The organism is Nocardiopsis synnemataformans (assembly GCF_965343085.1).
In the GTDB taxonomy this organism is placed as follows: Bacteria; Actinomycetota; Actinomycetes; order Streptosporangiales; family Streptosporangiaceae; genus Nocardiopsis; species Nocardiopsis alborubida.
The window spans coordinates 72,944-98,964 of sequence record NZ_CBDRFA010000008.1; the positions used below are offsets into that span (position 1 = coordinate 72,944).

Consider the following 26,021-nt stretch of genomic DNA (forward strand, 5'->3'; position numbering starts at 1 on the left):
GGCGCCGACACCACATATCTCTATATCGAGATACTTCGCTCATCCTAGGTGACGGACCGATCCTCGCGCGTGTCCGATTCCGGACACAAGGGGTTTTCCGCGCCCGCGCCCCGACCGGCGGACGCGTCCGGACTGTCGCCGACCTGCGGCACCATGGAGGCGACCTCCGCCGTCGACCTCCGAGGAGCCGCCATGTCCGACCAGCGCTGTGCCTGGGCGCGGGGGTCGTCCGAGCTGATGCGGGCCTACCACGACCAGGAGTGGGGCAGGCCCTCCCACGACGACGCGCACCTGTTCGAGATGCTCGTCCTGGAGGGCGCGCAGGCCGGGCTGTCCTGGTCCACCGTGCTCAACAAGCGGGAGAACTACCGGCGGGCCCTGGAGGGCTTCGACCGGAACCGGATCGCTGAGTACGGCCAGGAGGACACCGACCGGCTCCTCCGGGACGCCGGGATCATCCGCAACCGGCTCAAGGTGGCCTCGCTCCCCCGCAACGCCCGGGCCTTCCGGGACGTGCGCGAAGAGTACGGCACCTTCGCGGCCTACCTGTGGGGCTGGGTGGACGGAACGCCCGTGGTCAACCGCTTCACCGAACCCTCCGAGGTCCCGGTGAGCACCCCGCTGTCGGACCGGGTCAGCAAGGACCTGAAGAAGCGCGGCTTCACCTTCGTCGGCACCACCATCGTCTACTCCTACCTCCAGGCCGTGGGCGTGGTCGACGACCACCTGGTCGCCTGCCCGGCCAAGCCCGCCTGACCGCCGCCGACCGCTCCGGCCGCGACCCGGCGGCAGGACACCTCGACGAACTGGGCGAACACGGCTACGCCGGACTCACCGCCGAACGCGTCGCCACCCGCTCCGGTGTGCACAAGGCCCCCGTCTACCGCCGCTGGGGAGGTGGTGCGCTCGGCGGTCGCGCCGGTCTACCACCGCCTCTTCGTCAGCCGCGAGCCCGTCACGCCCGCCGACCTGGACCTGGCCGCGCGGATCGCCGCCGGGGCCGCCGCACGGGCCGCCTTCGTCCGCGCGTCCTGAATCCGACGCCGCCCAGGTCCCCGCGCCCCGGACCGAACGCAGGAAAGCGCGCTGACGCACGGAGCTCCTTCCGTATGCCCTGAATCCGAATCGGACGTGGAACCGCCCGGGGCAGGCTCCGCAGCCGGGCCGGACGCGGGAGGGAGTACACCACCGCTCGGGGTTCCGCACTCCCCCTCAGACGTCGCGCCCACTCTTGCGCGCCGTTCCCGTACGCCGTACTGTACGCCTTACGGAAACCAGGATCCCCCAGTGGACAGATGGAGAGCCATGACCTTCCTCGTCGCCGGAGCCACCGGCAACGTCGGCCGCCACGTCGTCGGGCAGCTGCTCAGCGCCGGGCACCCCGTACGCGCGCTGACCCGCTCCCCCGAACGGGCCCGCCTGCCCGAGGGCGCGCAGGTCGTCGGCGGCGACCTCACCGACCCGGACACCCTCGCCCCGCACCTCGAAGGGGTCACGGGGCTGCACCTGATCACGTTCGGCGGGGACGACTACGCTCCCCTCACCTCAGCGCCGCGCCTGGTCGAGCTCGCCGAGAAGGCGGGCGTGCGCAGGGTGTCGGTGCTGTGCGACTTCTACCCGGGCCCGGTGGAGGAGGCCCTGGCCGCGAGCGGTCTGGCCTGGACCCTGCTCCACCCGGTCGAGTTCATGGCCAACACCCTGGACTGGGCCGACTCCGTGCGCGCGGAGGGCGTGGTCCGCGAGGCGCGCACCGCGCCCAGCGCCCTGGTCCACGAGGCCGACATCGCCTCCGTCGCGGTCACCGCCCTCACCGAGGACGGCCACGGCGGCCGCGCCTACCCCCTCACCGGTCCCGAGGCGCTGACCCCGGCGGAGCGGGTGGCCGCGCTCTCGCACGGGATCGGCCGCGAGGTCGGACTGGTCCGCCTCAGCCTGGAGGAGGAGGCCGAGCGGCTGCGCGCCCTGGGCCACGACGAGGAGTACGTGGGCTTCGGCCTCCAGCTGGTCACCGACCCGCCCGAGGTCGGCACCCGGGTCCAGGACACCGTCGAGAGGGTCACGGGCAGGCCCGCGCGCACCTTCGCCGGGTGGGTCGGGGAGAACGCGGACACCTTCCGCCCGCGAACCTGACCCGCGGGCCGACGCGTCCGGCCAGGGCGCCCCCCGGCCGGACGATTCCCGACATCCCGACGTCCCCGCGTCCCGGCCTCTCCGTCTCCCGACGTCCCGGCGACGCGGTACAGCGGGGCGTGTGCCCGTGGAACACGCCCTAGACTGGCCGGACACCGGACCGAGAGCAGGACGGTCGATGCCCACGCAGTACACCAAGAGCGGCGACCCCGCGCGCAGCCTCGCGCTGCTGTGGCGGACCCAGGAGCCCGTCAGCCGCCGGAACAAACCGGACCTGAGCGTGGACCGGATCGTGGCCGTGGCCTCGGAGATGGCCGACACCGACGGGCTCGCCGCGCTGTCCATGCGCAAGGTCGCCGAACGCCTGGGCGTGGGGACCATGTCCCTGTACACCTACGTTCCCGGCAAGGGCGAGCTGGTCGACCTCATGCTCGACGCCGCCTACGCCGACATGTACGCGGACGGCGAGCGTCCCGGGCACTGGCGCGAGCGGCTGAGCGCGGTCGCGTACGCGAACTGGCGGCTGCTCCTGCGCCACCCGTGGATGCTCCAGACCCCGCGGGGCCGTCTGCTGGGCCCCCACCTCATCGCCAAGTACGAGTACGAGCTGTCCGCCGTGGACGGCCTGGGCCTGTCCGACGTCGAGATGGACTCCACGGTCAGCCTGGTCAACAGCTACGCGGAGGGCGCCGCCAGCCAGGCCGCGGCGGTCAGCGAGACCGAACGGGCCACGGGGATGACGGACGGCCAGTGGTGGAGCACCCACGGCCCGCTGCTCGCGGCGTTCACACGGGACAGCGACTACCCGCTCGCCTCCCGGGTGGGCAGCACGGTGGGCAGGGAGCACAGGACGGTCTACTCGTCCGACCACGAGTTCGCGTTCGGCCTCGAACGCGTCCTGGACGGCGTCCGGGTCCTGGTGGACTCCCGCTCCGACCGGGGGGTCGAGGAGTCCTGAGGGCCGGAGCCCCGGGGTCAGGGGGATCACGCGGTGGCCCTCCACCGGCACCGCGCTTCTCGTCGGCCGACGCTCCGGCGACGGGCGCCGGTCGCGCCTAGAGCACCGCGTCCCTGCTCCGGACGGGGACGAGCCCGCTCCGGAAGGCCCAGACCACCAGCTGGACGCGGTTGCGCAGCCCCCGTTTGGCAAGGACGCTGGACACGTGTGACTTGATGGTCGTCTCGGACAGGCCGAGGACTCCGGCGATCTCGGCGTTGCTGGCGCCGGTGGCGACCAGCCCGACCACGTCCTTCTCCCGGTCGGTGAACTGCTCCTTCCAGCACGAGTCCGGGTCGTCGCCCGTCCCGACGCACACCGCCGCCTCGTAGCGGACGAACTCCTCCACGACCGTGCCCACCACGGCCGGGTCGAGCACGGTGTGCCCCTCCCTCAGCGAGCGCACGGCGTCGGTGATGACGGACATGTCGCTGCCGGTGAGGATGTAGCCGCAGGCGCCGGCCCGCAGGCAGTTGACGAGGTTGTCCCTCTCGTTGGGCACCGCCAGGGCGAGGACGCGGACGCGGGGGTCGTCCAGCTCAGCGAGCTCGCGGACCACCTCGTTCCCCCTCTCCCCGAGCGCCACCATGTCGACGACGGCCACGTCGGGACGGAGTTGTCGTGCCCTGGCCACCGCCCCTCGCAGATCGCCGGTCGTTCCGACCACCTTGATGTCATCCGTCGCTTCGAAGGCCGTGCACAGTCCCAGCCTCACTACGTCTTGGTCACCGATAATCAGTACGCGGGTAATCAGTGGACCTGTCCCCTTTTCATGCGAAACCTCCGGGGCGTGGGGGAGGGGAACCCGGGGTTGTCCTGTGGAAAGAAGCCAGCCGTCCTTAAATCCCCGATCCCCTACGGACAAACCCTGCGCCTGTGGCCGCATGTGGCCACCGAGGAATAAATCCGAAAAAAACGGTCACCGCCCGTGTTCTCGAAGCGTAGAGGTTTGAGCATCCCGGGCGAAGCTTCATTTCCCTGCTCCGTCGACAATCGCGTCCGAGCAGGTCGCACCGTGCCCGGTGACTTCGCTCCGGAACCATTCCCTTTCCCATAAGAGATCGCCCTGGGTATCGGCCAGGGGATTTCCCTCTTTTGGGGACCCCGTCCCTAAAGGCCGACCCCTTCGCGCCCCCAGGTGACGGGAAGGGAGTGCACTCCGTAGACCGCGGAGGTGTCGCGCATACGAACGCTGTGCGGCGGGACGGCCAGGCGCAGGTCCGGTATCCGCCGGAACAGTGTGCCGTACCCCAGCCGCAGTTCCGTCCGGGCCAGCTGGTGTCCCAGGCAGTGGTGCGCGCCCAGGCCGAAGGCCAGGTGCATGGGGCGCTCCCGTCCCGGGTCGAGCACGTCGGGCCCGGGGAAGGCCCGCGGGTCGCGGTTGGCGGCGGACAGGGAGACCACGACCGCCTCCCCCGAACGAACGCGCTCCCCGCGCACCTCCAGGTCCTCGCGGGCCACCCGCATCGCCCCGAACTGCATGATCGTCAGGTAGCGCAGCAGCTCGTCCACCAGCCGCGCCATCCGCCGCGGGTCGGGGTCGGCGAGCGCCCCGCGCCACGGCCCGGGGTGGGTGAGCAGCGCGAACGCGCCCAGGGAGAGCATGCTCGCCGTCGTCTCGTGCCCGGCGACCAGCAGCAGGAAGGCCATCGCGGTGACCTCCTCGTCCGTCAGGTCCGGGGCGTCCAGCAACCCGCTGAGCAGGTCCTCCCCCGGTGCGTGGCGCTTGCGGCGCACCAGGTCGGCCAGGAAGGCGTTGAGGTCGGCGAGCGCCGTCGAGACCCGCTCCCGGGGCTGGCCCACGCCGAAGGCGACCGCCGTGTCGCGCTGGAACCGCTCGCGCTCCCCGTAGGGCACGCCGAGCAGCTCGCAGATGACCAGCGACGGCACGGGCAGGGCGTAGTCGGCCACCAGGTCGGCGGGCGCGCCCTCCGAGAGCATGCGCTCCACGTGCTCCTCGGCGATCTCCCCGATGCGCGACTCCAGCAGGAGCATGCGCCGCCGGGTGAACTGCCCGGCCAGGCGTCTGCGGTAGCGGGTGTGCTCGGGTGCGTCCATCCGCACGAAGAAGCCGGGCGCCGCGGGAGGTGCCGGAGCCTGCCCCCGCGGCGGGACGCGGATGTCCTGGCGCGCGCTGAAGCGCTGGTCCACCAGGACGTCGCAGGCCAGCTCGTAGTCGGTCACGAGCCACCCCTCCGTCCCGTCGGGCAGGGCCAGCCGGGTGATCGGCGCCCTCTCCCGCAGTTCGGCGAAGCGGGGCGGCGGGTCCAGGGCGTGCTCGCGTGCGGTGGGCAGGCTCACGGGGCACGCAGACGGTGTCGGGGCGTCGGCCATGGACGGGCTCCTCTCGTCGCGGGGCTCGCGCTCACGGACGCGCGGACGCCCCGGCGTGGGCGGCGGCCATCGCGGTGACCAGGGTGGTGTGGTAGCAGGTGCGGAAGACGTAGGCGGTGGCCCGCTCCCCCGTGCGCCCGGCCAGGACCGCGGCGTCGAAGGGCGGCCCGGGCAGGGAGCCGTCGGGGCGCTGGGCCGCGGCCAGCCGGTCCCAGGCCAGCGGTTCCAGCGCGGGAGGCCCCCCGCTGACGATGCGCGCGCACAGGAGCAGTTCGGCGGCCAGGTCCAGGTGGCCCGCGTCCAGGTAGGCGCGCAACAGGCCGTCGAGCACGCGCCCCATGCGCGCGGTGTCCCCCGGCAGCGGCCGGGCGCCGAAGTCGGTGGCGTACAGGACGGCGTGGGTGACCCCGTAGGCGTCGTACTCGCCGGTGCCGCCCGCGTGCTCGGCCACGCAGGCGTCGTAGAGCGGCGCGGTGCCGGGCAGGTCCGCGGGGGCGGCGAGACCGGCCAGGTCGAGGACGTGGCGCAGTTCCAGGGCGAGGACCGGCGAGGCCCCCGCGTCGGGGGACCTCGGGGGGCGTCGCTCGGCCAGGTGGCGCGCGGCGGACAGGGGCCCGTCGGCCGGATGGCCCAGGTCGGCGAGCAGGGCCGCCGTCCACAGCCGGTAGGGCGGGTTCTCGGCGTCCCCGCCGGGTGCGGTCGCGGCGACCGCGTCCCGGGCCAGCTCCGCGGCGGCGCGCTCCAGCCCGGCGGCCCCGGGCGGGGCCGGGTCCGACCGGCGCAGGAGGCGGCAGAGCATGAGCAGTTCCATGACGGTGGCCCCGGCGAAGTCGCGCGGCGGGAAGTGGTCGTCCCAGCGCGGTCCGAACCACTCCGCGTGGTCGGTGAGCCAGGCGAGGGCCGCGTCCAGGACGCCGGAGGCGGTGCTCCCGTCCGTCCGTGCCGTCGTGCCCGTCCCGCCGGTGGCGGCCATCGGTCCTCCCCGTCGTGTGCCGGGCGGGCCCCGGCGGCTTCCTCTTCCCTGCCGACGCTCCCGACCCTAGGTCGGCCCTCCTCACGGCGCTTCGGTCCGGAGGAGGAAATACGCGTCCCTCCTGCGGACCGGCCGGAGCCGTCCGGGCGACGGAACCTCCTTCCTGGGGAGGAGAATGCGCGAGAATGTCCGGGAATCGCGCCGGGAAGGGCGTCGTGAAGCGGTGTGGGGCCCCGGGTCGCGGGTAGGTTGAAGCCCGCGTTCACGGAGAGCGACCATCGAGCGACACTGGAGTGGGGACGGTATGGGAGACATCGACCTGGCGCTGATCGGGGACCTGTACCGCAGGTACCGGGACCCTCTGGCGAAGGTCCGGGACGCGCAGCGCGAGTTCCTCCGGCGCACGCGCGGGCGGATGACGCCGCAGCTGGACGACCTGGAGGCGGAGATCACCTACCTGCTGCTGCGCGAGACGCGGCCGGACACGGTGATGGAGCTGGGGACCTTCCACGGCTGGTCCACCACGTGGATCCTGTCGGCGCTGCGCGACAACGGCGGGGGGACGCTGCACTCCTTCGACATCGTGGACAACGTGGTGGCGAACGTGCCCTCCGAGCTGTCCCTGGGGCGGTGGGAGTTCCACAAGGGCGACGTCCGCGAGAACATGTCCCAGGTCCCCGAGGGGATCGGGTACCTGTTCGTGGACGCCGCGCACAACGGCCGGTTCGCCAGGTGGTACCTGGAGGCGCTGTTCCCGCGCGTGGCCCCGGGGACGCCGGTCAGCGTCCACGACGTCTTCCACGGCAAGCGGGCCCTGCCCTTCACCGAGGGCGCCGCGGTGCTGTCGTGGCTGCGCCGGAACGGCACGGACTTCTTCACCCCCTCCCGCAGGAAGGCCCCCGCGCCCTACACCGCCCTCCTGGAGCTGCGGGAGGACCTGGGGCTGGGCGAGCCGGTGCGCACCAGCACCGACAACCCGATGATCTACTTCCGGATGCCGGAGCACCGGGACTCCCCGGCCGGGAACTGAGGCGCCCGCGCCGGGACAAGGGTCGTCCCGCCCGGGACACGGGTCGTCCCGCCCGGGGCACGGGTCGTCCGGCGCCGAGCGCGGTCCCGGAGCCCTACCCGCCGGTGGCACCACGGAGCGACCGGGCACCCGCGCCGGTCGGGGCCGCCCGGCCTCAGACCGGCACGGGCCCCCCGCTGCTCTGCCACAGGCGGGCGTAGGCGCCGCCCGAGGCCGACAGCTCCCCGTGCGTGCCCGTCTCGACCACCCGTCCGCCGTCGAGCACCACGATCCGGTCCGCGCGGGCGGCCGTCGCCAGGCTGTGGGTGACCACGAAGGTCGTCCTCCCCCGGGACAGGCGGTCCATCGCCGCCAGCACCGCGCGCTCGGTGCCCGGGTCCAGGCCCGCGGAGGGCTCGTCCAGCAGCAGCACGTCGGGGGCCACCAGCTGCGCCCGCGCCAGCGCGACGAGCTGGCGCTGCCCGGTGGACAGGCCCCGCCCGCGCTCACCGACCGGATGGCGCATCCCCCGGGGCAGGGCGGCCACGGCGTCGAGGGCGCCGACCGCGCGCACGGCCTCCTCCACCTCGCGGTCGCTGGCTCCGGGACGTCCGTAGCGCACGTTGTCGGCGACGGTCCCGGTGAACAGGTGGGGCTCCTGCGGGACCACACCGAGCCTGCGCCGGTGCTCGGCCGGGTCGAGGTCGCGCACGTCCGTCCCGTCCACCAGGACCGCGCCCCGGTCGGGGTCGTGGAAGCGGGCGATGAGCCTGACCACGGTGGACTTCCCGGCGCCGGTCTCGCCGACGAGCGCCACGGTCTCACCCGGGTCGGCGGACAGGGTGACGTCGGCCAGGGCGGGCCCGCCCGCGCCGGGGTAGGCGAAGCCGACCCTCTCCAGGCGCACCCGGCCGCCGCCCCGCCGGACCGGTTCGGGGACCGACCGCCGGGCGGTCGCGGCGGTGGGCGGCGTGCTCAGCAGGCCGCCGATGCGGTCCACGCCCACGCGCGCCTGCTGGTAGCTGTCGAAGACCACCGACAGCTGCTGGAACGGGGCGTAGAACATCCCCAGGTACAGCAGGAACGCGGTCAGGACGCCGACCGACAGGGTCCCCTCCGCCACCCGGTACGCGCCCACCCCGAGGACGGCGGCGGTGGACACGTCCCCGAGCAGGGTGACGAACGGGAAGTACAGCGCGATGTGGCGCTGGGCGGTCAGCCGGGTCCTGCGGTAGCGGTCCGACAGGGCGGCGAAGCGCTCGCTCGCGCCGTCCTCGGCCCCGGCCGCCTGGGACTCGCGGGCCCCCGCCACCTGTTCCTGGAGGTCGGCGTTGACCTCTCCGATCCGTTCCCGGGACAGGTGGTAGGCCAGCGACACGCACCGGCGGAAGTACAGGGTCGCGGCGAGCAGCACCGGCAGGACCGCCAGGGCGACCAGGGCCAGCCCCGGGTCCAGCACCAGCATCGCCACGACCATCCCCAGCACGGTGGCGCCGTTGACCACGACGATGGTCAGCCCGCTCTCCACGAACGTGGACAGCGCGGTGACGTCGGTGGTCATGCGGGTCATGGTCCCGCCGCCGCGCTCGCGCTCGTGGAAGTCCACGCCGAGCCGGTGCAGGTGCCGGAAGACGCGCAGGCGCAGGGCGTACAGGGCGCTCTCCCCGGTCCGGGTGACCACGCGGGGCTGGAGGGCCAGGACCCACCAGTTGACCGCCACCAGCGCCAGGGCCGCCGCGCCCACGGCCGCGACCACGCCCGCGTCGCCGGGTGCGACGCCGTGGTCCAGGCCCCAGCGCAGCACGACGGGCAGGGCGGTGGCGGCCAGGGCGTCGGCCAGGACCAGCAGGACGGCGAGCGCCAGCAGGGCCCGGACGGGCGCCAGCACCCGGCGGACGCCGAAGCGCGCTCCGGGCTCCTCCGGCGGCGTGCGGTCCAGGCGCTCGGCGGGGCGGTCGTCGGCGGCGGGCAGCGCGGCCTCGTCGGGGTCGGTCGCCTCCGGCACCGGCTCGGGCCACAGGGAGGAACCGCCGTCGTCGGAGACCGCGGCCGGTTCCTCGACGTCGCCCCCGTCCCCGGCGCACAGTTCCACGAAGAGCGGGCAGCGCCGGGCGAGTTCCGCCTCGGTGCCCACGTCCACCACCCGGCCGCCGTCGAGCACGGCGACGCGGTCGGCGAGGGCGAGGGTGGACCTGCGGTGGGCCACGAGCAGGACGGTGCGGTCGGCGGTGACGTCGGCGAGCGTGGTGACCATGGCGGCCTCGGTGGCGGCGTCCACGGCCGAGGTGGCGTCGTCCAGCACCAGGACGCGGGGGTCCCCCAGGAGCGTGCGGGCCAGGGCCACGCGCTGGCGCTGGCCGCCGGACAGGGTCAGGCCGCGCTCGCCCACGGGGGTGTCGTAGCCGTCGGGGAGCGCGCGGACGAAGCCGTCGGCCCCGGCGGCGCGGGCCGCCGCGCGGACCTGCTCGCGGGTGGCGTGCGGGCGACCGTACGCGATGTTGTCGGCGACCGAGCCGGAGAACAGGAACGGCTCCTCGAAGGCCACGCCGACCGTGGAGCGCAGCGAGCGCAGGCGCAGCGAGCGCACGTCCGCCGCGCCGCCGGGAGGGCCGATCCGCACGGCGCCGCCGGTGGTGTCGTAGAAGCGCGGCAGCAGCAGCGAGACCGTGGACTTGCCCGAACCGGAGGGGCCGACCAGCGCCAGGGTCTCGCCGGGGCGCACCCGCAGGGACAGCCCGTCGAGCACGGTGGAGTCGCGGGTGTAGCCGAACCGCACGCCGTCCAGCTCCACGCCGACCGGACCCTCGGGCACGTCGGCGGCGTCGGGCGCGTCGGTGACGTCGGGGCGGGAGTCGGCGAGGTCGAACACGCGCAGGGCCGCGGGCCGCACCAGCTGGGCGCTCATGACCAGGTTGGACAGGGACGCCGACGGCGCGGTGAGGGTGACCATGTACCCGGAGAAGGCGACGAGGGCGCCCAGGGACACCTCCCCGCGCGCGACCAGCCACGCGCCCACCACCAGCACGGCGGCCTGGCCGAGGTAGGGCAGCACGCCGAGGGTGGCGCTGGGGGCCGCCTGCATGCGGGCCACGCGCATGCGCTCGCCGAACAGGCGGGCGGCGAGGTCGGCCAGGCGCCTGGTCTCGCGTTCCTCCTGTCCGAAGGCCTTGACGACGCGGACGCCGGTCACGGTCTCCTCGACGTGCTGGGCGATCTCGGCGGCGCGGCGCTGCACGGCCATGGTCGCGGGCGGCATGCGCCCGCTGACGCGCGCCGTCACCACGGCGAAGGAGACCACGACGGCCGCGGCCACGACGGTGAGCACGGGGGAGAGCCACAGCATCGCGGAGAAGGCGAACACGATGAGCACGAGGCCGCCCAGGGCCTGCGGCGCGGTGGCCAGCAGCCCCTGGACCAGTTGCAGGTCGATGTTGGCGCGCGACATGACCTGGCCGGTGCGCAGGGTGTCCTGTTTGCCGCCGTCGAGCCGCTGGACCGAGTCGAACACGGCCGTGCGCAGGTCGTGCTGGACGCCCAGGGCGAGTTTGCCGGACAGGAACTGGCGGGCGAACGCCCCGGCGAACTGGAGCGCGGCGGCTCCCAGCAGGGTGAGGGCGAGCACGCCGATCCGGTCCGTGCGCCCCTGGACGGCGTCGTCCACGGCGATCTGGGCGGCCAGCGGCGCCAGCGCGGCCAGCCCGGTCCCCAGGACGGCCGCCGCGGCCACCCCCGCGGCCAGCGCCGGGTGGCGGCGGCAGGCGGACAGCAGCCGCAGGACCCAGTGGCGGCCTCGGGCGGCGGGCGCTTCGGTCGGCGGGGAGCCGGGCATCAGACCTCCGGTGTGACGGGGCGCGCCAGGACGAGCTGCTCCCACGCGGGCCGCGTCCCGGTGGCCGCGTACAGCAGTGCCAGGGCCACGCCCGCGTCCCCTTCGAGGAAGGAGGCGTCGCGGATCATCCCGGCGGGGTTGAAGTAGGTCAGCGGTCCCTCGTCGCGCCGCCCGGCGAGCCAGCCGGTCCAGCGCCGGACGCACTCCAGCCCCTCGGGCAGGCCGTGGTCGTCGTGGGCGCGGCGGCCGAACCAGACCAGTCCGGCGGCGCCGTGGCAGACGCACCCGTCCGTGATCCCGCAGTCCCGCTCGGGCCGGGTGGTGACCGCCAGGGCGGTGGCGCGGGCCAGGTCGGCGTCGCGCGGGTCCCCGGTGACCCCGGCGGCCGCGGTCAGGGCCAGGGCGATGCCCGGGTCCCCCGAGCACCAGGTGGCGCGGGCGGGCGTGTAGCGCGTCTCGACGCGGTGCGGGAAGACGGCGTGGGAGAAGTCGCCGCGCTGGGCGCGCAGCCAGCGCACGGAGTCGTCGAGCAGCGGGCGTGCGCGCGGGGCGGCGGCCGTCCCGGAGGCCGCGGCGAGGTAGGACACCAGGCCCGCGGTGCCGTGGGCGGCGCCGAGCACCCGGCAGCGCGCGGACTGGTCGGCGCGTCGCGCCGGGGAGTCGCCCAGGCGCAGGAAGAGGCCGTCGCCGTCGCGTTCGGCGCGTTCCTCGACCACGTCCAGGACGCCGGAGGTGGCCTTGTCGCGGAACCCGGCGTCGGGGTGGGCCAGGGCGTACGCGCCCAGGCCCAGCACGCCCATGGGCAGGTCGACCTCGCCCTCGGCGGGGTAGTCGGCGATCCACCGCAGGACGGCGTCGTCCACGGCGCCCAGGCCGGACGGCTCGGTGCCGCGCGCCCGGGCGAGCTGGAGCGCGGTCCACCCGGCCTGGGCGGCGCCCCGGTAGAGCCAGGGGCCGGTGCCGCCGCCGGAGCGCAGCAGGCCCATCGCCTCGTGGAAGGCGTCCTCCGCGCCGTGGTCCTCGCCGAGGGCGCGGGCGAACTCCATCCGGGCCACGGCCTGGTCCAGCAGCAGCGGGAAGGTGGGGGCCTCGCTTACCTGGTCGTCCATGTCGGCCAGGAACCGCCGCGCCAGGTCCAGCGTGTCAGCGTCGTTCATCGCTTCTTGCCCTCCAGTGCGTGCAGGCGGCGCAGGTGGCGCCGGGCGAGTTCGTGCGCCAGGTACTCCATGCGCACCGCGTCGAAGGCGAAGGTCCGGTTCAGGTGCAGGTGCAGCGCCGACCCGAACACCGACCACCGGCCGCGGGTTCCGGTTCCGGGAGCCAGCGCGGCAGCCAGCGCGCCCAGGGCCTTGGCCACGTCCTCGTCGGGGCGGGCCCCCTCCACGTGGGCGCGCAGGGCGGCCTCGTGCGCGCGGACGAACTTGCCGAGGCGGTTGCCCTCGCGGGTGGGGGCCACGTCCAGGCCGCCCTGGCACGCGCGCAGGAACTCCTCGCGCTCGTCGAAGGCGTCGAACAGCTCGGTGCACCAGTGGGTGACGTCGGCGACCGCCTGGTAGAGGCGGGCGGACTCGTCGGCCAGGTCCGGCAACGCGGCGGCGACGCGGTCGCTGGAGGCGGTGAACAGCCCCTCGGCCGCCCGCAGGCCCTCGGTGCCGCCGTAGCGCGCCACCTCGGGCACGTACTCGTCCAGGACGACCCTGCTGACCAGGCCCCCGGCGGCCAGCCGGGATCCGAGGGCGTCCACGGCGGTCAGCACGCCGGGCCGCGCGGCGGATTCGGCCGGGCGGACGCGCACCCGCACGTGGTAGCCGTCCCCGTCCTGGTAGCGGAGGAAGAACCACTGGTCGGCCTCCCCCGCGGCGCGCAGGTCCAAGGCCAGCCGGTGGGCGCGCGACACCACCTGGTCGGCGGCGGCGTGCCCGCAGTACAGGCGCGCGTACACCCAGGCCCGGCCGTGGCCGCGGTCCAGGGTGGCCGTCCCCGCGCCGGGGCCGGGCGGCTCGCGCAGGACGGGTCCGGTGGGCACGACCACCTCGGCGACGTGGCCCCCGCCGGGGCCGCGCACGGCGGGCGCCTCGGCCTGGGGCATCTCCACGAAGGCGGTGTCGCGGTCGCCGGCGCGCGCCAGGGCGGCGCGCACCGAGGCGTCCTCGCGCAGGTCCACGGGAAGCACGTGGTCGTACTCGCCGGTGCCCACCCAGGTGCGCCCGCCCAGGCCGGGCAGGCGGTCGCGCAGTTCGGCGGCCGGGGAGGGCGCGGACAGGACCGCGGCGACGTCCCCGGGGCGCAGCAGCCAGCGCTCGGGGGTGACCACGACCCGGCCGCAGGTGACGCGCGGCAGGTGGGGCAGACGGGCCAGCGGCCCCCACGACCAGCCCGCTCCCCCGGACGTGGCCAGGTGGCCCAGCACCGCGTAGACCGGGTCCAGGCCGTGGAAGTCGACGTTGTGGGCGGTGTTGAGCTCCACGAGGACGGGTCGGCCGGTGCGGGCGTCGCGCAGCCGGAAGCCGTCCGGGCACAGCCGAAGGAGCAGCCGGTCCAGGTGCAGGGTGCCCGCGTGGGCGCCGGTCAGGGCGATGGTCTCGTCCAGCACGCGGGGGCGCACCAGGACGTTGCCGATGCGCCCGCCCGGGTGGTAGACGAGTTCGGCGTGGAGGGGGTCCTCCAGCGGGTCCTCCGCCGGGTCCGCTGTGCGGTATCGCTCGCGGGCGCGGTCGACCTGCTCCCGGATGCGGTCGGCGACGGCGGGGCGGTGGAGGCCGAACCGGGCCGCCAGGGCGTGGGGGGCGCGGCCCACCCCGCCGACGAGCATGCTGTGCGGTCCGTCGTGGGAGGCGGGGTCGGCGTCGCCGAGCAGGACGGCCAGCAGCGCGCGGGAGCCGTCGGTGTCGGCCTCGGGCAGGTGGGCGATGTCCACGGAGCCGCCGTCGAGATGGCCGCCGTCGGCGGTCCAGCGCCCGAGCAGGTCGAGCAGCTCGGGGTCGACGGTGGGTTCGGCGGGGAGGGGACCGGTGCGCAGGCCCGCCTTGGCGGCGAGTGCGGAGGCGCCGCGCTGGGCGGGGCGGAGCACGCCCGACTCCAGGTCCAGCGCGCTCAGCAGCGGCACCTCGGCGTCCTCGAAGCGCTGGGCGAAGGCGGCGCGGAAGGCCGCCATGTCGAAGCCGGGTCCGCCGCCGGGGGAGGCGAGGGCGGCGAGGCGGCGCACGGCGGCGCGCAGGTCGGCGACGGTGCGCCGGTCCAGGTGTGCGGCGCGCATGGCGAGTTCGGGGTGCAGGTCGAAGCGTTCGGCGTACCTGGCCGGGGCCAGGGCGGGCGCGTGGTCGGCGGCGCGGCCCCAGGCGGTGTCGAGCCGGTCGCGCAGCCCCGGTTCGAAGGGGCGCTCCCCTGCGGCGTCGGACAGCAGGACGCGCACGGCGGCGGCCCGGTCGCGGTCGCCGACGGCGTCCAGGAGGCGTACGGCCCGGTCGGCGGGCTCGGCGCCGGGGGCGATCAGGCCGTCGGAGGGCTGGAGCAGGCCCCTGCCGCGCAGTCCGCGCACGAAGGCGCGCAGACGGTCGGGTTCCACGCCGGGCAGCCGCTCGGCGAGCGCGTCGGCGAGGGCGGCGGCGCTCATCTCGGCGCCGCCGAGGACCTCCACGGCGGTGTCGATGGCCTCGGTGCGCCGGACGCTCACCACGGCGGCGGTGGCGTCGCCCGGAGCGGCGAAGCGCACGGCGGAGGGTCCGACGCTGGCCAGGGGGTTGAGCCGCAGGGGGACGTGGTCGGGGTCGGCGGCGGCGAGGGCGTCGGCGACCGTCTCCTCCAGGGCGCGCACGTCCACGCGCACCCGCACGCGGTGCCGGTCGCGCCGGTCGACCTCCAGGTCGCGACGGTCCCCGACGGACAGGGGCGCGGTTCCGGCGAACAGCCCGTAGGGGGTGGCGCGCCCGCCCATGCGCGCGAGGTAGCGCAGCAGGGTGGCGCGGGCGCGCTCCTCGGACGCGGACGCGGCGCGCAGGTGGGGGTCGGCGGCCAGGTCGACGGCCATGGCGGCGACGGGGTCGTGGACGTCGCCCGCGGCGACCATGCGGGCGGACTCCTCGACGCTGAGCAGCGGAACGCGGACCAGGCCGAAGTCTGTCCCGCTCACCGGGCACCGCTCACCGTGGCGGCGGCGGGGACGGCGCCACCGGGGGAGGCCGCGGCTTCGAGGGGGAAGGTGGCGCGGCGGCGCACGGCGGCGAAGACCTCCTCCACGGCGCGCAGGTGGTCCTCGGGGTCGCTGGACAGCTCGGTGACGACCGCCTCGTCGGCACCGGTGATGGCCAGGACGCGGTGCACGGCGTCGGCGCACTGGTCGGCCGTGCCCGCGCAGTTGACCCGCACGCCCTGGCGCAGGCTGTCGGCGCGCGCCGTGGCGGCGTCGTCGTTGGCGATCAGGGCCAGGGCCACGGCCGTGCGCCCGCCGGGGTGCGCCGCGCGGTAGGCCCTGAGCGTGCTGACGCAGGCGTCCACGTCGGTGTTGAAGAACAGGGCGTGGCAGTAGTGGGTGCCGGTCCTGGCCGCGATCTCGGCGGAGCGGTTCCCGGCGCCGTGCGACCAGAGCTGGAACCCGGTGTCCACCGGGTCGACCCACTCCGCGCTCCCGCGCAGGAGGGCGACGGTCGTGTCGATGACGGCGCCGACGTCCTCGCCGCGTTCTCGCAGGTGGGCGAGGTCGTCGGCCGCTCCCCCGCTCACGTCGCCGCGGCCGAACCCGACGTCGAGGCGGTCTGGGCAAAAGTGCGCGGCGGCGGCGACGTCCTCGGCGGTCAGGTGGGGGTCGCGGATCCTGGACAGCGTGACGGCGGTGCCCACGCGCACGCGCCGGGTGTGGCTGCCCAGGACGGCGGCCAGCAGCAGCGGGTTGGTGCTGGGCACGCCGGAGGCGTGGTGCTCGGGCAGCCAGACGCGGCTGTAGCCCAACCGCTCGGCGAGCAGGGCCGAGGCGAAGGCGGTGTCGCGCTTGTCCCGGACGGGACGGCCCTCGGTCAGGTCGAGGTACTCCAGCAGGCCCAGCGGCGGCGCGGCGTCCAGCGGCGTCTCCTCGCGGTCCTGCGCTGTGTCGTCGTGCATGGGGGCTGCCTCCTCGGCCGGGTCCGCGCCCGCGACACCGCGCTCGCGGAAGGGGAAGGGTGCGGAAAACACCCGCGGGTGTGCCGCGGGGCGGCGGCCGCCGAGCGACCGCCGCCCCGGGTCTGGTCGTGCCGGGCCGCGGTGGATCAGGGACGGGGTTCCACCGTTACGGGCGGCCGGTGCCGCCCACGGCCTCTGTGGGGACTACGGGTCCGATCCCCTAGCAGGAGATGGTGTTGGCGCTCGGGCAGGGGGTGCCCCAGCAGGTGGTGCCGAAGGTGATCGGGCCGGGGACCTCGGCGCCGCTGTTCTCCACGGACTGGCCCGACCCCGGGGTCTCGAAGGTCTCGGCGTCGACGTCGAGGTTGATCTCGGGGCGGTTGCTGGCGGAAACGGCCATGGGGAATGCCTTTCTCGGAACACGGCGACCGTTTTGTCGGTAACGCCTGTTGTGAAATACACATTAGGCCCCGCACGCGCCGCGGTCTTCATTCACGCGAACCATTTTCCCCTCCTCCTTATGGACGGACCCGCACCCTTCCATGAGGAGGGTCCCCGTCCCCGGGGGTGGGGGTCGCGCAAAGGAGGGGCCCGCCCGAAGGAGGGCGGCGAATACCCGCGATCCGGAAAACGGGCCCGCTTCCACCTGCGTTTCTTCCTGGCCCACCCGACACGGCGACCGCGGCGCGGCCACCCGTGACCAGGGCCGGTCCGCTCCGTGTCTCCGCCCCGGGGAGGAGACGCCTCGACCCGAGCCGGAAGCCCCGGATGACAGCAGAAAGACGGGAAAATGCCCCGAAAAAGGGAAAAACCCCGTCCGCCGAGACGGCGGCCGGGGCAAGGGAGAAAAGCCCTAGAAAGCCGCGGCCTCCTGGGCCAGCCCGGTGATCCGCTCCCATTCGCCCGCCGCCACCAGGTCGGCCGGGGTCAGCCAGCTGCCGCCCACACAGCCCACGTTCGACAGGGCGAGGTAGGCGGGGGCCGACGCGACGGTGATGCCGCCGGTCGGGCAGAACCGCACCTGGGGCAGGGGGCCCGCCAGCGACTTCAGGAACGCCGCGCCTCCCGAGGCCTCGGCCGGGAAGAACTTCATCTCCGACACCCCCCGCTCCAGGAGCGCCAGGGCCTCGGAGACGGTGCCCACGCCGGGCAGGAAGGGCAGGCCCGTGTCGGCCATGGCCGACGCCAGCCCGTCGGTGCACCCCGGGCTGACCAGGAAGCGCGCTCCCGCCCTGGCGGCCGCGTCCGCCTGCTCGGGGGTGACCACGGTGCCCGCGCCGACCACGGCCTCGGGCACCTCGGCGGCGATCCGCGCGATGGCCTCCAGCGCGGCCGGGGTCCGCAGGGTCACCTCGATGCCCGGCAGGCCGCCCGCCACCAGTGCGCGAGCCAGCGGCACGGCGGATTCGGCCTCCGAGACGACCACCACCGGCATCACCGGGGCCAGGTCGAGGATGTCGGCGCCCGAACGGGGGTTCGTCGTCATGTCGTGTCTCTCCAGGGTCGGTCGAAGGTCTGGGGTGGGCGCGCCGCGGCCGCGGGGGCGCGTGGAGCGGATGTCCGCCGCACGCGCCCCGGGGCCGGTCCCCCGGCGCGCCCGGGTCAGCGGGTCAACGGGTCAACGGGTCAGGGTCCGAAGACCCCGGCGCCCTTCTCGGCGGGGCCGACCGCGCCGCGCAGGGCGGCGAAGAGCTCACGGCCGGTGCCGGTGGCGGAGTCCGCGCTGGGACGGGCGGGCTCGCGGCCGGTCAGGTCGGCCAGCACCTCCAGTGTGCCCGTGGTGGCGTCGAGCCGGATGGGGTCGCCGTCGCGGACGTAGGCCAGCGCGCCGCCCGCCTCGGCCTCGGGGGACACGTGGATGGCGGCGGGCACCTTGCCCGAGGCGCCGGACATGCGGCCGTCGGTCACCAGCGCCACCTTCTGGCCCCGGTCCTGGAGCACCGCCAGCGGCGGCGTGAGCTTGTGCAGCTCGGGCATGCCGTTGGCGCGCGGCCCCTGGAAGCGGACCACCGCGACGAAGTCGCCGGTCAGCTCCCCGGCGGCGAACGCCTGTTGGAGCTCGGCCTGGTCGCCGAAGACGCGGGCGGGGGCCTCCACCACGTGCCGCTCCGGCGCGACCGCGGAGACCTTGATGACGGCGCGGCCCAGGTTGCCCGAGAGCATGCGCAGGCCGCCGTCGGGGGCGAAGGGGTCGTCCGCGCCGCGCAGGACGGAGGTGTCGCCGCTCTCCTTGGGACCGTCGACCCAGGTCAGCTCGCCCCCGTCCAGGTTCGGGACCTGGCGGTAGCGGCCCAGGCCCTCGCCCATCAGGGTGCGCACGTCCTCGTGGAGCAGCCCGGCGTCCAGCAGGGAGCCGATCAGGTGGGCCATGCCGCCCGCCTCGTGGAACTGGTTCACGTCGGCGGCGCCGTTGGGGTACATGCGGGTGAGCAGCGGCACGACCTCGGACAGGTCGGCGAAGTCGTCCCAGGTCAGCTCGATACCGGCGGCGCGGGCGATGGCCACCAGGTGCAGGGTGTGGTTGCTGGAGCCGCCGGTGGCCAGCAGGGCGACCACGGCGTTGACGACGGCCCGCTCGTCGATCTGGCGGCCCACGGGGTTGTAGGAGTCGCCCAGGGCCGTGCGGGCGAGCACGCTGCGCCCGGCCTCGGCGGTCAGGGCCTCGCGCAGCGGGGTGCCCGGCTGCTCGAAGCTGGCCCCGGCCAGGTGCAGGCCCATGACCTCCATGAGCATCTGGTTGGAGTTGGCGGTGCCGTAGAAGGTGCAGGTGCCGGGCGAGTGGTAGGCGGCGGACTCGGCCTGGAGCAGCTCGCGGCGGCCCACCTGGCCTTCGGCGAAGCGCTGGCGCACGCGGGCCTTGTCCTTGTTGGGCAGGCCCGAGGGCATGGGCCCGGCGGGCACGAACGCCACCGGCAGGTGGCCGAAGGACAGGGCGCCGATCAGCAGGCCCGGCACGATCTTGTCGCACACGCCGAGCATCAGCGCGCCGTCGAACATGTCGTGGGAGAGGGCCACGGCGGTGGCCATCGCGATGACGTCCCGGCTGAACAGGGACAGCTCCATGCCCGCGCGGCCCTGCGTGATGCCGTCGCACATGGCGGGCACGCCCCCGGCGAACTGGGCGACGCCGCCCGCCTCGGCCACGGCGGCCTTGATCACGGCCGGGTAGGACTCCAGCGGCTGGTGCGCGGAGAGCATGTCGTTGTAGGCGGAGACGATCGCCAGGTTGGGCGTGACGTCGCCGGACAGCTTGAGCTTGTCCGAGACGCCGCAGGCCGCGAACCCGTGGGCGAGGTTGGCGCAGCCCAGGGCGGAGCGGGCGGGGCCCTCGGCCGCCGCCTCGTCGATCCGCGCCAGGTAGGCGGACCGGGTGTCGGCGCTGCGCTCGGCGAGGCGCCGGGTGACGTCTGCGACGACGGGGTGGACGGCGGGTCCGTGCCCTGTGGTGTCGGCGTCGTCGTTCTTGTGCGCGGTCATCGGGGTCGCTCCTCTTCGTACCACGTACGGCCTGTTCGGCCGATGAGCCGGTGCGCGCCCGCGGGGCCGGCGCTTCCGGCTGGATAGGTCTCGGGGGTGGTGCTCAGGCCGTTCCAGGCCTCGATGACGGGATCCACCCAGCGCCAGGCGGCCTCGACCTCGTCGCGGCGCATGAAGAGGGTGGAGTCACCGGCCAGGACGTCCGTCAGCAACCGCTCGTAGGCCTCGGGCGAGCGGGTGGCGAAGGTGTCGGCGAAGCTGAGCTCCAGGGGGGCGGGCCGCAGCCGCAGCGCTCCGGCGCCGGGCGTCTTGGCCAGCATGGTCAGGTGTATGCCCTCGTCCGGCTGGAGCCGGATGACGAGGCTGCCCGCTCCGGGGAGGTTGGTGCCGGGGAAGATCGTGTGCGGCACCTCGCGGAAGCGGATGACGATCTCCGAGCGGTCGTGCGACATGCGCTTGCCGGTGCGCAGGTAGAAGGGCACCCCCGCCCAGCGCCAGTTGGCGACCTCGGCGCGCAGGGCCACGAAGGTCTCGGTGTCGCTGAGAGCGGGCCCGCCGGGCTCGTCGAGGTAGCCGGGCACCTCCGAGCCCTGGACGGAGCCGCGCCCGTACTGGCCGCGCACGGTGTCCTCGGCGACGCGGTCCCCGGTGAGGGGGCGCAGCGACTGGAGGACCTTGAGCTTCTCGTCGCGGACGGAGTCGCGGTCGTAGCTGGACGGGGGCTCCATGGCGGTCAGGCACAGCAGCTGGAGCAGGTGGTTCTGGACCATGTCGCGCATGGCGCCGGAGGTGTCGTAGTAGCCCCGGCGCCCGCCGACGCCGACGGTCTCAGCGGCGGTGATCTGGACGTGGTCGATCCAGCGGGAGTTCCAGAGGGGTTCGAGGAAGACGTTGGCGAACCGCAGCACCAGCAGGTTCTGCACCGTCTCCTTGCCCAGGTAGTGGTCGATGCGGTAGATCCGCGACTCGTCGAAGACCGATCCCACCGCGTCGTTGACGGCGCGGGAGGAGGCCAGGTCGCGGCCCAGGGGCTTCTCCATGACCACGCGGGAGTCGGGGGTGACGAGCCCGGCGTCGCTCAGGCCGCGGCAGATCGCGCCGGAGATCATCGGCGGGACGGCGAGGTAGAAGACGCGGTCGCGGTCGGGGGCGAGGGCGGCGGTGAGGGCGTCCCAGCCCGAGGGGTCGCCGCCGACGTCCACGGTGACGTGGGAGAGGCGTTCCAGGAACCGGTGGAGCACGTCGGGCTCGGCGACCTGGACGGCGTGGTGGCCGCGGACCGCGGAGGCGGCCTTGTCCCTGAGGTCGGCGTCGGTGAGGCCGTCGCGCGAGACGGCGACGACGCGGGTCCCCACGTCCAGGTGGCCGTCGCGGTCCAGCAGGTACAGGGAGGGGAGGAGTTTGCGCATGGACAGGTCGCCGGTACCCCCGAAGACCACCAGGTCGGTGGCACGGGACGCGGACTGCTGCGGCATCTTCGGTCTGCTCCAGCGGAGAGGGAAGGGGATGGGGAGCGGGGGGCGGAGTGTGGCGCAGGCGGGGGGTGCGGGGAGGCGGCGCGGACGCGCGGGACGTCCGGCTCTTTGAGCCTAAGCCCGACTATGGTAAAAAACCAAGCACACTTGAGAACAATTATTTACATAACCTCCCAGCCTTGCAGTCGTAACCTCGTGGTTGAATGAGATATGGCCAGAACCCCCGGACGTCTGTCCTCTGCTGCCACCAGCGGCCACATCCTGGACCTCATCCGCTCCGGAACCGCGACCAGCCGCTCCGAGATCGGCCGGGTCACGGGCCTGTCCCGTCCCTCCGTCGCCCTGCGGGTCACCGAGCTGATCGGCGGCGGGCTCGTCACCGAGGGCTCGGGCGCGGTCTCCAGCGGTGGGCGGCCGCCCACCCTGCTGGAGTTCAACGCCGCCGGCGGCCTCATCCTCACCAGCGCCCTGGGCATGGTCCGCAGCCAGGCCGCCGTGTGCGACCTCGACGGCGAGGTCCTCGTGCGGACGCCGGGCTCGCCCGCGATGGAGCAGGGCCCCGACGCCACCCTGCCCTGGCTGCTGGACACCTGGTCGGAGCAGATCGCCGCGCTCGGCCGCGACCCCGATGACGTGCGCGGCGTGGGCATCGGTCTGCCCGGCACCGTCGAGTTCCACGCGGGCCGCGCCGACGACCGCCCCTTCCTCGGCAAGTGGGCGGGCGTGGCGCTGGCCCCGCTGGTCGCCGAGCGCTTCCCGGTGCCGGTGATGGTCGACAACGACGTGAACGTGATGGCGCTCGGCGAGCACATCGCGGGCGGGCACGGGCACCCCGACGACATGGTGTTCGTGAAGGCCTCCACCGGGATCGGCGCGGGTCTGCTGTCCGGCGGACGGCTGCTGCGCGGTTCGCTGGGCGCCGCCGGGGAGATCGGGCACATCCCGGTGCGCGGCGCCGGGGGGCTCCCGTGCCGCTGCGGCAACACCGACTGCCTGGAGGCGGTCGCCGGGGGGCGGCGGCTGCTGGAGAGCGCCGCCGAGCAGGGGCGCGAGGCGAAGACGCTCAAGGACCTGGTGGCGCTGGCCTCGGGGGGCGACCCGGTGGCCGTCACCCTGGTCCGGGAGGCCGGGCGGAAACTGGGTGAGGCGCTCGCGGGGGCGGTGAACCTGCTCAACCCCGAGGTGATCGTGCTGGGCGGCGACCTGGCCGAGGCCTACGACCACCTGGTGGCTGGCGTGCGCGAGGTGGTGTTCCAGCAGTGCACCGCCCTGGCCACCCGGCAGCTGCGCGTCGTGGCCAGCTCCCTGTGGGACGACGCGGGCGTGCGCGGCTGCGCGGCCATGGTGACCGAGGAGATCCTGTCGCCGGAAGCGGTGAACAAGCTCCTGGCGGGCTGAGGGGTTCGCTGTGAGCTCGGAGTGCCCGACACCGACCTGTGGGCTTGCCGGAAGGGTTGCTGGCGTGGCGCAGGGGTTCTGACCTGGCGGCGGGGGGAGAGGGGTCGGTCGCCCCTTCCCCGTCCACAGGCTGTGGACGGGGAAGTTACCTCTTCGCCTGACCGGGAATCCTCGCACGGGAGGGACTTCGGCCCCTTCCGGCGACCACTCCGCCCCCGACCGAGCCGTGCCCCCGCGCTCACCCGACCGACCTGCGACGACGCGTTCGTCGGCGCGCACGTGTCCCGCACCCGCACTTGACAACCGCCCTCGGCGTGACGAATAGTCACCGAGCACCGACCCGCCCCGCACACCTCCGTCACCCCCGTGGCCGCGCCCGTGCGGACCCCCGCCCGGAAAGGTCCCCGCCGTGCTCCTAGAGAACCCCCTCGTGCTGATCCTGTTGGGTGCCGGAATCAGCCTGGTCACCAGCGTCGTCGTCACCGCCGTCCAGGCCCGCCTGGTCAGGCGCGACGGCATCCGCACCTCCTCCCGCGCCTCCGCGCGCACCCTCACCAGCACCTTCATCGCCGAACGCGACTCGGTCGACAGCGGCGACAGCTTCCTCGCCGAGGCGGAGCTGACCGTCATGTCCATGACCGACCGCAAGACGCGGGACCGGCTGCGCGACGTCATCCGCCTGCTGCGCGAGCGGTCCCTGCCGGAGGTCGAGGAGCTCAGCGGGGTCAGGTCCGAGCGGTCCCGCCAGCTGCTGTGCGACCACGCCCTGGAGGTGCTCGGCGCGCACCTGCGCTCCGAGAAGCTGCCCGAGGTGCCCGCCCCGGTCCGCAAGATGCTGTCCGTGGAGGAGGAGGCGCTGAGTATCCACTCCGGCGAGACGCCGCGTCCCGCCGAGCCCATCACCAAGAGCGCGGTCACCCCGCGCCCCCGGCACACCGGCGCCAAGCCCGCGGCCCCGGCCCGCAAGCCCGCCAAGAGCGCGGCCAAGACCCCCGCCAAGCCCGTGGCGAAGGGCGGGCGCTCCTCCTCCGCGACCGCGGAGGAGCCCGCCAAGGAGAGCGCCTTCTGGGACGACTGACCTGCCCCCCGCAGCCCCGCCGACCGCCCGCTGTCCCCGCTCCGAGGGGCGCGGGCGGTCCGCGTCCGTCCCCTTCGGGGATCGGACAGAGGTGTTTCAAGCGGACACGCCGGGGAAAGTCAGGCGGACGGACTCCAGGAGACGACCACGGGGCTGAGGAATTGTGCGGCGCAATTGCGGTCAGGTCTCCCGCCCAGGGACGACCCGCGCGCGCGGGCGGGAAGAACTTGACCTAGGATCTCTGCCACGCACGCGTTTTCCGTGCCGTCGGCCGCACCCGCTTCCCGGTGCTGCCTGTGCCCCGTGGGCCGCCCCCGAATCCCCAGGAGGCCCCGGATCCGGTGACCGCCCGCCGCTGACGTTCCGCGCGTTCCCCGCCCTCCCCCGAACGCGGACGCGTGTCCCTCCGGCCCGGCGTCCGACCGTTGGCACGTCCCGCCGTCCGAACTCACCGAGATTGCACGATGCCCGCTGACGAGAAGCCCTCTGCCTCCGGCAAGGACCACACACCAGACGACACCGAGGACGACTCAACGCCCCGCCCCGGGACCGCGAACACCGGCGACGATGCGGCCGGTGGGGACACCGCCGCGCCCGAGACCGGGGCTGACGGAACCGACCGGGCACACGAGCCGGACGAGACCGAGGAGACGGAGAAGACCGAGGAGACGGAGGAAGCCGGAAGGGCTGAGGAGGCCGAGGAGGCCGGAAAGGCCGAAGAGGCCGCCGAAACCGGTGTGACCTCCGACACCGGTGACACCCAGGAGACCCAGGAAGCCACCGAGGCTGGTGACGCTCAAAAGCTCACCAGCGCCCAAGGGTCCTCCGAGACCGAGGAGGCCACTGGGAGCGAGAAGGCCACCGCGGCCGCCGCCGCTCCTCCCGTCCGCACGAAGCGGCGCCGGACCGGCAGGATCCTGGTGTGGGTCGCCGCGAGCCTGGTCCTCGTCCTGGCCGCCGGGGTCGGCACCGCCTACGGCTACTACCGCTCGCTGCGCTCGGACATGGTCCAGTACGACATCGACGGACTGCTCGAGGAGGAGGACCGGCCCGAGAGGATCAACGACTCCGTCAACATCCTCTTCATGGGCACCGACGGCTACGAGGAGGGCAGCACCGCCTACTCGACCGAGTTCGAGGGCGAGCGTTCGGACTCGATCATGCTGGCGCACATCTCGCCCGAGAGCCGGGTGTCGGTGATCAGCTTCCCCCGCGACTCCCTGGTGGCCCTGCCCGAGTGCGACCCCTACGGCGACACCGAGGGCACGTCCGGCTACTTCGGCATGATCAACGCCGCGATGTACCACGGCGGCCCGCCCTGCGTGGTCCGCACCATCGAGTCGCTCAGCGACGTCCGCATCGACCACTTCGTGCACCTCAGCTTCATGAGCTTCCGGGACGTGGTGGACGCCATCGGCGGCGTGGACATGTGCATCCCCGAGCCGATGGAGGACAGCCGCTCCAAGCTCGACCTCGACGCGGGCCAGCAGACGCTCGACGGCGACGAGGCCCTGTCGTTCGTCCGTGCCCGCTACGAGATCGGCGACGGCGGCGACATCGGCCGCATCGACCGCCAGCAGATGTTCCTCGCGGCCCTGGCCGAGCAGGTGACCAGCAACGACGTGATCACCGACCCGGGCAGGCTCAACGCCGTCCTGCGCGCGGTGGCAGAGCACAGCGCCACCGACAGCGCCCTCACGTTCGACCGAATGCTGTCGATCGCCGTGACCCTGGCGGACGTGGAGCTGACCGACATCGAGTTCCACACCGTGCCCTGGTACCAGGCGCCCTCCAACCCCAACCGGGTCCTGTGGTACGAGGACCAGGCCGAGGAGCTGTTCACCGCCGTGCGCGAGGACCGGCCCCTGCCCCTCACGATGGCCGACGAGGCCGCCGCTCCCCAGGACCCGCCCGGCGCCTCGCCCTCGCCGGTGGACGAGGACGTCGCGGACGCCTCCCCGGAGGACGACCCGGCCCGTCCGGGCGTGGGACGCGACGCCACCTCCAACCCGTGCTCCGACGGCCTGGGCTACGGCACCGGGGACGAGATGGAGTAGGGCCCCGAGGAAGCCCCGGAGACCCCTGAAGCCCTTCTGGGGTCTCCGGGGCCTCCTGGGGCCCTCTGCGGCTTTCTGGGACCTTCCCGTGCCTTCCCGGGGACTCCGGGCACAAAGAACCGCGGTTCCGGTCCCCCCGGTCCGGAACCGCGGTCGGGCCTCGGGCGGCG

19 protein-coding genes are annotated in these 26,021 nt (G+C 74.4%); 8 read left to right on the forward strand and 11 right to left on the reverse strand.

Annotation, left to right across the window (positions count from 1 at the left end):
• Positions 1 to 192 precede the first annotated feature (192 nt).
• From ACSIH6_RS06360 to ACSIH6_RS06375, 4 genes are all read left to right on the forward strand, one after another.
• Positions 193 to 756, forward strand: coding sequence for a DNA-3-methyladenine glycosylase I (locus ACSIH6_RS06360; protein ID WP_435107286.1), 564 nt, complete (start codon positions 193 to 195; stop codon positions 754 to 756).
• 144 nt (positions 757 to 900) lie between these two features.
• Positions 901 to 1,035, forward strand: coding sequence for a hypothetical protein (locus tag ACSIH6_RS06365; RefSeq protein WP_435107287.1), 135 nt, complete (start codon positions 901 to 903; stop codon positions 1,033 to 1,035).
• Positions 1,036 to 1,305: 270 nt separating this feature from the next.
• Entirely contained in the window at positions 1,306 to 2,130 is an 825-nt protein-coding gene (locus ACSIH6_RS06370) for an NAD(P)H-binding protein (protein ID WP_435107288.1), read from the forward strand.
• A 178-nt stretch (positions 2,131 to 2,308) separates the two neighbouring features.
• Positions 2,309 to 3,088: a TetR/AcrR family transcriptional regulator gene (locus ACSIH6_RS06375; protein ID WP_435107289.1), complete on the forward strand. Its 780-nt coding sequence runs from the start codon at positions 2,309 to 2,311 to the stop codon at positions 3,086 to 3,088.
• Positions 3,089 to 3,185: 97 nt separating this feature from the next.
• Here ACSIH6_RS06375 and ACSIH6_RS06380 read toward each other — a convergent pair whose 3' ends face one another.
• From ACSIH6_RS06380 to ACSIH6_RS06390, 3 genes are all read right to left on the reverse strand, one after another.
• Positions 3,186 to 3,842, reverse strand: a complete 657-nt coding sequence (locus tag ACSIH6_RS06380) for a LuxR C-terminal-related transcriptional regulator (RefSeq protein WP_435107290.1) — start codon at positions 3,840 to 3,842, stop codon at positions 3,186 to 3,188.
• Positions 3,843 to 4,237: 395 nt separating this feature from the next.
• The gene (locus tag ACSIH6_RS06385; protein ID WP_435107291.1) at positions 4,238 to 5,461 is read right to left on the reverse strand and encodes a cytochrome P450; all 1,224 of its coding nucleotides are present in this window, start codon (positions 5,459 to 5,461) and stop codon (positions 4,238 to 4,240) included.
• Positions 5,462 to 5,492: 31 nt separating this feature from the next.
• Positions 5,493 to 6,434 carry a DUF6895 family protein gene (locus tag ACSIH6_RS06390; RefSeq protein WP_435107292.1) on the reverse strand — a complete coding sequence of 314 codons (942 nt, stop codon included), beginning with the start codon at positions 6,432 to 6,434 and terminating at the stop codon, positions 5,493 to 5,495.
• A 304-nt stretch (positions 6,435 to 6,738) separates the two neighbouring features.
• On the opposite strand from ACSIH6_RS06390, the gene ACSIH6_RS06395 reads away from it, so the two are divergent.
• Complete coding sequence (locus ACSIH6_RS06395; RefSeq protein ID WP_435107293.1) at positions 6,739 to 7,464, forward strand: class I SAM-dependent methyltransferase; 726 nt, start codon at positions 6,739 to 6,741, stop codon at positions 7,462 to 7,464.
• A gap of 154 nt (positions 7,465 to 7,618) precedes the next feature.
• Here the strand turns inward: ACSIH6_RS06395 and ACSIH6_RS06400 are convergent, their stop codons facing one another.
• From ACSIH6_RS06400 to zwf, 8 genes are all read right to left on the reverse strand, one after another.
• Positions 7,619 to 11,272 carry an ABC transporter ATP-binding protein gene (locus ACSIH6_RS06400; RefSeq protein ID WP_435107294.1) on the reverse strand — a complete coding sequence of 1,218 codons (3,654 nt, stop codon included), beginning with the start codon at positions 11,270 to 11,272 and terminating at the stop codon, positions 7,619 to 7,621.
• Complete coding sequence (locus tag ACSIH6_RS06405; protein ID WP_435107295.1) at positions 11,272 to 12,429, reverse strand: lanthionine synthetase C family protein; 1,158 nt, start codon at positions 12,427 to 12,429, stop codon at positions 11,272 to 11,274. The genes ACSIH6_RS06400 and ACSIH6_RS06405 overlap by 1 nt, the downstream gene beginning before the upstream one ends.
• On the reverse strand, positions 12,426 to 15,401 hold the full coding sequence (locus tag ACSIH6_RS06410; protein WP_435107296.1) for a lantibiotic dehydratase: 2,976 nt from the start codon (positions 15,399 to 15,401) through the stop codon (positions 12,426 to 12,428). The genes ACSIH6_RS06405 and ACSIH6_RS06410 overlap by 4 nt, the downstream gene beginning before the upstream one ends.
• Positions 15,398 to 16,366 (reverse strand): LLM class flavin-dependent oxidoreductase, encoded by a 969-nt coding sequence (locus ACSIH6_RS06415; RefSeq protein ID WP_435107297.1) that lies wholly within the window; start codon positions 16,364 to 16,366, stop codon positions 15,398 to 15,400. The genes ACSIH6_RS06410 and ACSIH6_RS06415 overlap by 4 nt, the downstream gene beginning before the upstream one ends.
• 220 nt (positions 16,367 to 16,586) lie before the next feature.
• Positions 16,587 to 16,766, reverse strand: coding sequence for a hypothetical protein (locus ACSIH6_RS06420; protein WP_061082140.1), 180 nt, complete (start codon positions 16,764 to 16,766; stop codon positions 16,587 to 16,589).
• A 453-nt stretch (positions 16,767 to 17,219) separates the two neighbouring features.
• On the reverse strand, positions 17,220 to 17,852 hold the full coding sequence (gene eda / locus ACSIH6_RS06425; RefSeq protein WP_435107298.1) for a bifunctional 4-hydroxy-2-oxoglutarate aldolase/2-dehydro-3-deoxy-phosphogluconate aldolase: 633 nt from the start codon (positions 17,850 to 17,852) through the stop codon (positions 17,220 to 17,222).
• 140 nt (positions 17,853 to 17,992) lie between these two features.
• The gene (gene edd / locus ACSIH6_RS06430; protein WP_435107299.1) at positions 17,993 to 19,843 is read right to left on the reverse strand and encodes a phosphogluconate dehydratase; all 1,851 of its coding nucleotides are present in this window, start codon (positions 19,841 to 19,843) and stop codon (positions 17,993 to 17,995) included.
• Complete coding sequence (gene zwf / locus ACSIH6_RS06435) at positions 19,840 to 21,318, reverse strand: glucose-6-phosphate dehydrogenase (RefSeq protein ID WP_435107300.1); 1,479 nt, start codon at positions 21,316 to 21,318, stop codon at positions 19,840 to 19,842. The genes edd and zwf overlap by 4 nt, the downstream gene beginning before the upstream one ends.
• Positions 21,319 to 21,528: 210 nt before the next feature.
• On the opposite strand from zwf, the gene ACSIH6_RS06440 reads away from it, so the two are divergent.
• The 3 genes from ACSIH6_RS06440 to ACSIH6_RS06450 all read left to right on the forward strand — a co-directional run bounded on the left by ACSIH6_RS06440 (position 21,529) and on the right by ACSIH6_RS06450 (position 25,851).
• Entirely contained in the window at positions 21,529 to 22,716 is a 1,188-nt protein-coding gene (locus ACSIH6_RS06440) for an ROK family protein (protein ID WP_435107301.1), read from the forward strand.
• 409 nt (positions 22,717 to 23,125) lie between these two features.
• The gene (locus tag ACSIH6_RS06445; RefSeq protein ID WP_435107302.1) at positions 23,126 to 23,794 is read left to right on the forward strand and encodes a hypothetical protein; all 669 of its coding nucleotides are present in this window, start codon (positions 23,126 to 23,128) and stop codon (positions 23,792 to 23,794) included.
• 464 nt (positions 23,795 to 24,258) lie between these two features.
• Positions 24,259 to 25,851: an LCP family protein gene (locus ACSIH6_RS06450; protein WP_435107303.1), complete on the forward strand. Its 1,593-nt coding sequence runs from the start codon at positions 24,259 to 24,261 to the stop codon at positions 25,849 to 25,851.
• The last annotated feature ends 170 nt before the right edge of the window (positions 25,852 to 26,021 follow it).

Coding starts and splice junctions, on each gene's coding strand:
- ACSIH6_RS06360 (WP_435107286.1), top strand. CDS start 193: ATGTCCGACCAGCGCTGTGCCTGGGCGCGGGGGTCGTCCGAGCTGATG.
- ACSIH6_RS06370 (WP_435107288.1), top strand. CDS start 1,306: ATGACCTTCCTCGTCGCCGGAGCCACCGGCAACGTCGGCCGCCACGTC.
- ACSIH6_RS06375 (WP_435107289.1), top strand. CDS start 2,309: ATGCCCACGCAGTACACCAAGAGCGGCGACCCCGCGCGCAGCCTCGCG.
- ACSIH6_RS06385 (WP_435107291.1), bottom strand. CDS start 5,461: ATGGCCGACGCCCCGACACCGTCTGCGTGCCCCGTGAGCCTGCCCACC.
- ACSIH6_RS06390 (WP_435107292.1), bottom strand. CDS start 6,434: ATGGCCGCCACCGGCGGGACGGGCACGACGGCACGGACGGACGGGAGC.
- ACSIH6_RS06395 (WP_435107293.1), top strand. CDS start 6,739: ATGGGAGACATCGACCTGGCGCTGATCGGGGACCTGTACCGCAGGTAC.
- ACSIH6_RS06400 (WP_435107294.1), bottom strand. CDS start 11,272: ATGCCCGGCTCCCCGCCGACCGAAGCGCCCGCCGCCCGAGGCCGCCAC.
- ACSIH6_RS06405 (WP_435107295.1), bottom strand. CDS start 12,429: ATGAACGACGCTGACACGCTGGACCTGGCGCGGCGGTTCCTGGCCGAC.
- ACSIH6_RS06415 (WP_435107297.1), bottom strand. CDS start 16,366: ATGCACGACGACACAGCGCAGGACCGCGAGGAGACGCCGCTGGACGCC.
- ACSIH6_RS06420 (WP_061082140.1), bottom strand. CDS start 16,766: ATGGCCGTTTCCGCCAGCAACCGCCCCGAGATCAACCTCGACGTCGAC.
- eda (WP_435107298.1), bottom strand. CDS start 17,852: ATGACGACGAACCCCCGTTCGGGCGCCGACATCCTCGACCTGGCCCCG.
- edd (WP_435107299.1), bottom strand. CDS start 19,843: ATGACCGCGCACAAGAACGACGACGCCGACACCACAGGGCACGGACCC.
- zwf (WP_435107300.1), bottom strand. CDS start 21,318: ATGCCGCAGCAGTCCGCGTCCCGTGCCACCGACCTGGTGGTCTTCGGG.
- ACSIH6_RS06440 (WP_435107301.1), top strand. CDS start 21,529: ATGGCCAGAACCCCCGGACGTCTGTCCTCTGCTGCCACCAGCGGCCAC.
- ACSIH6_RS06450 (WP_435107303.1), top strand. CDS start 24,259: ATGCCCGCTGACGAGAAGCCCTCTGCCTCCGGCAAGGACCACACACCA.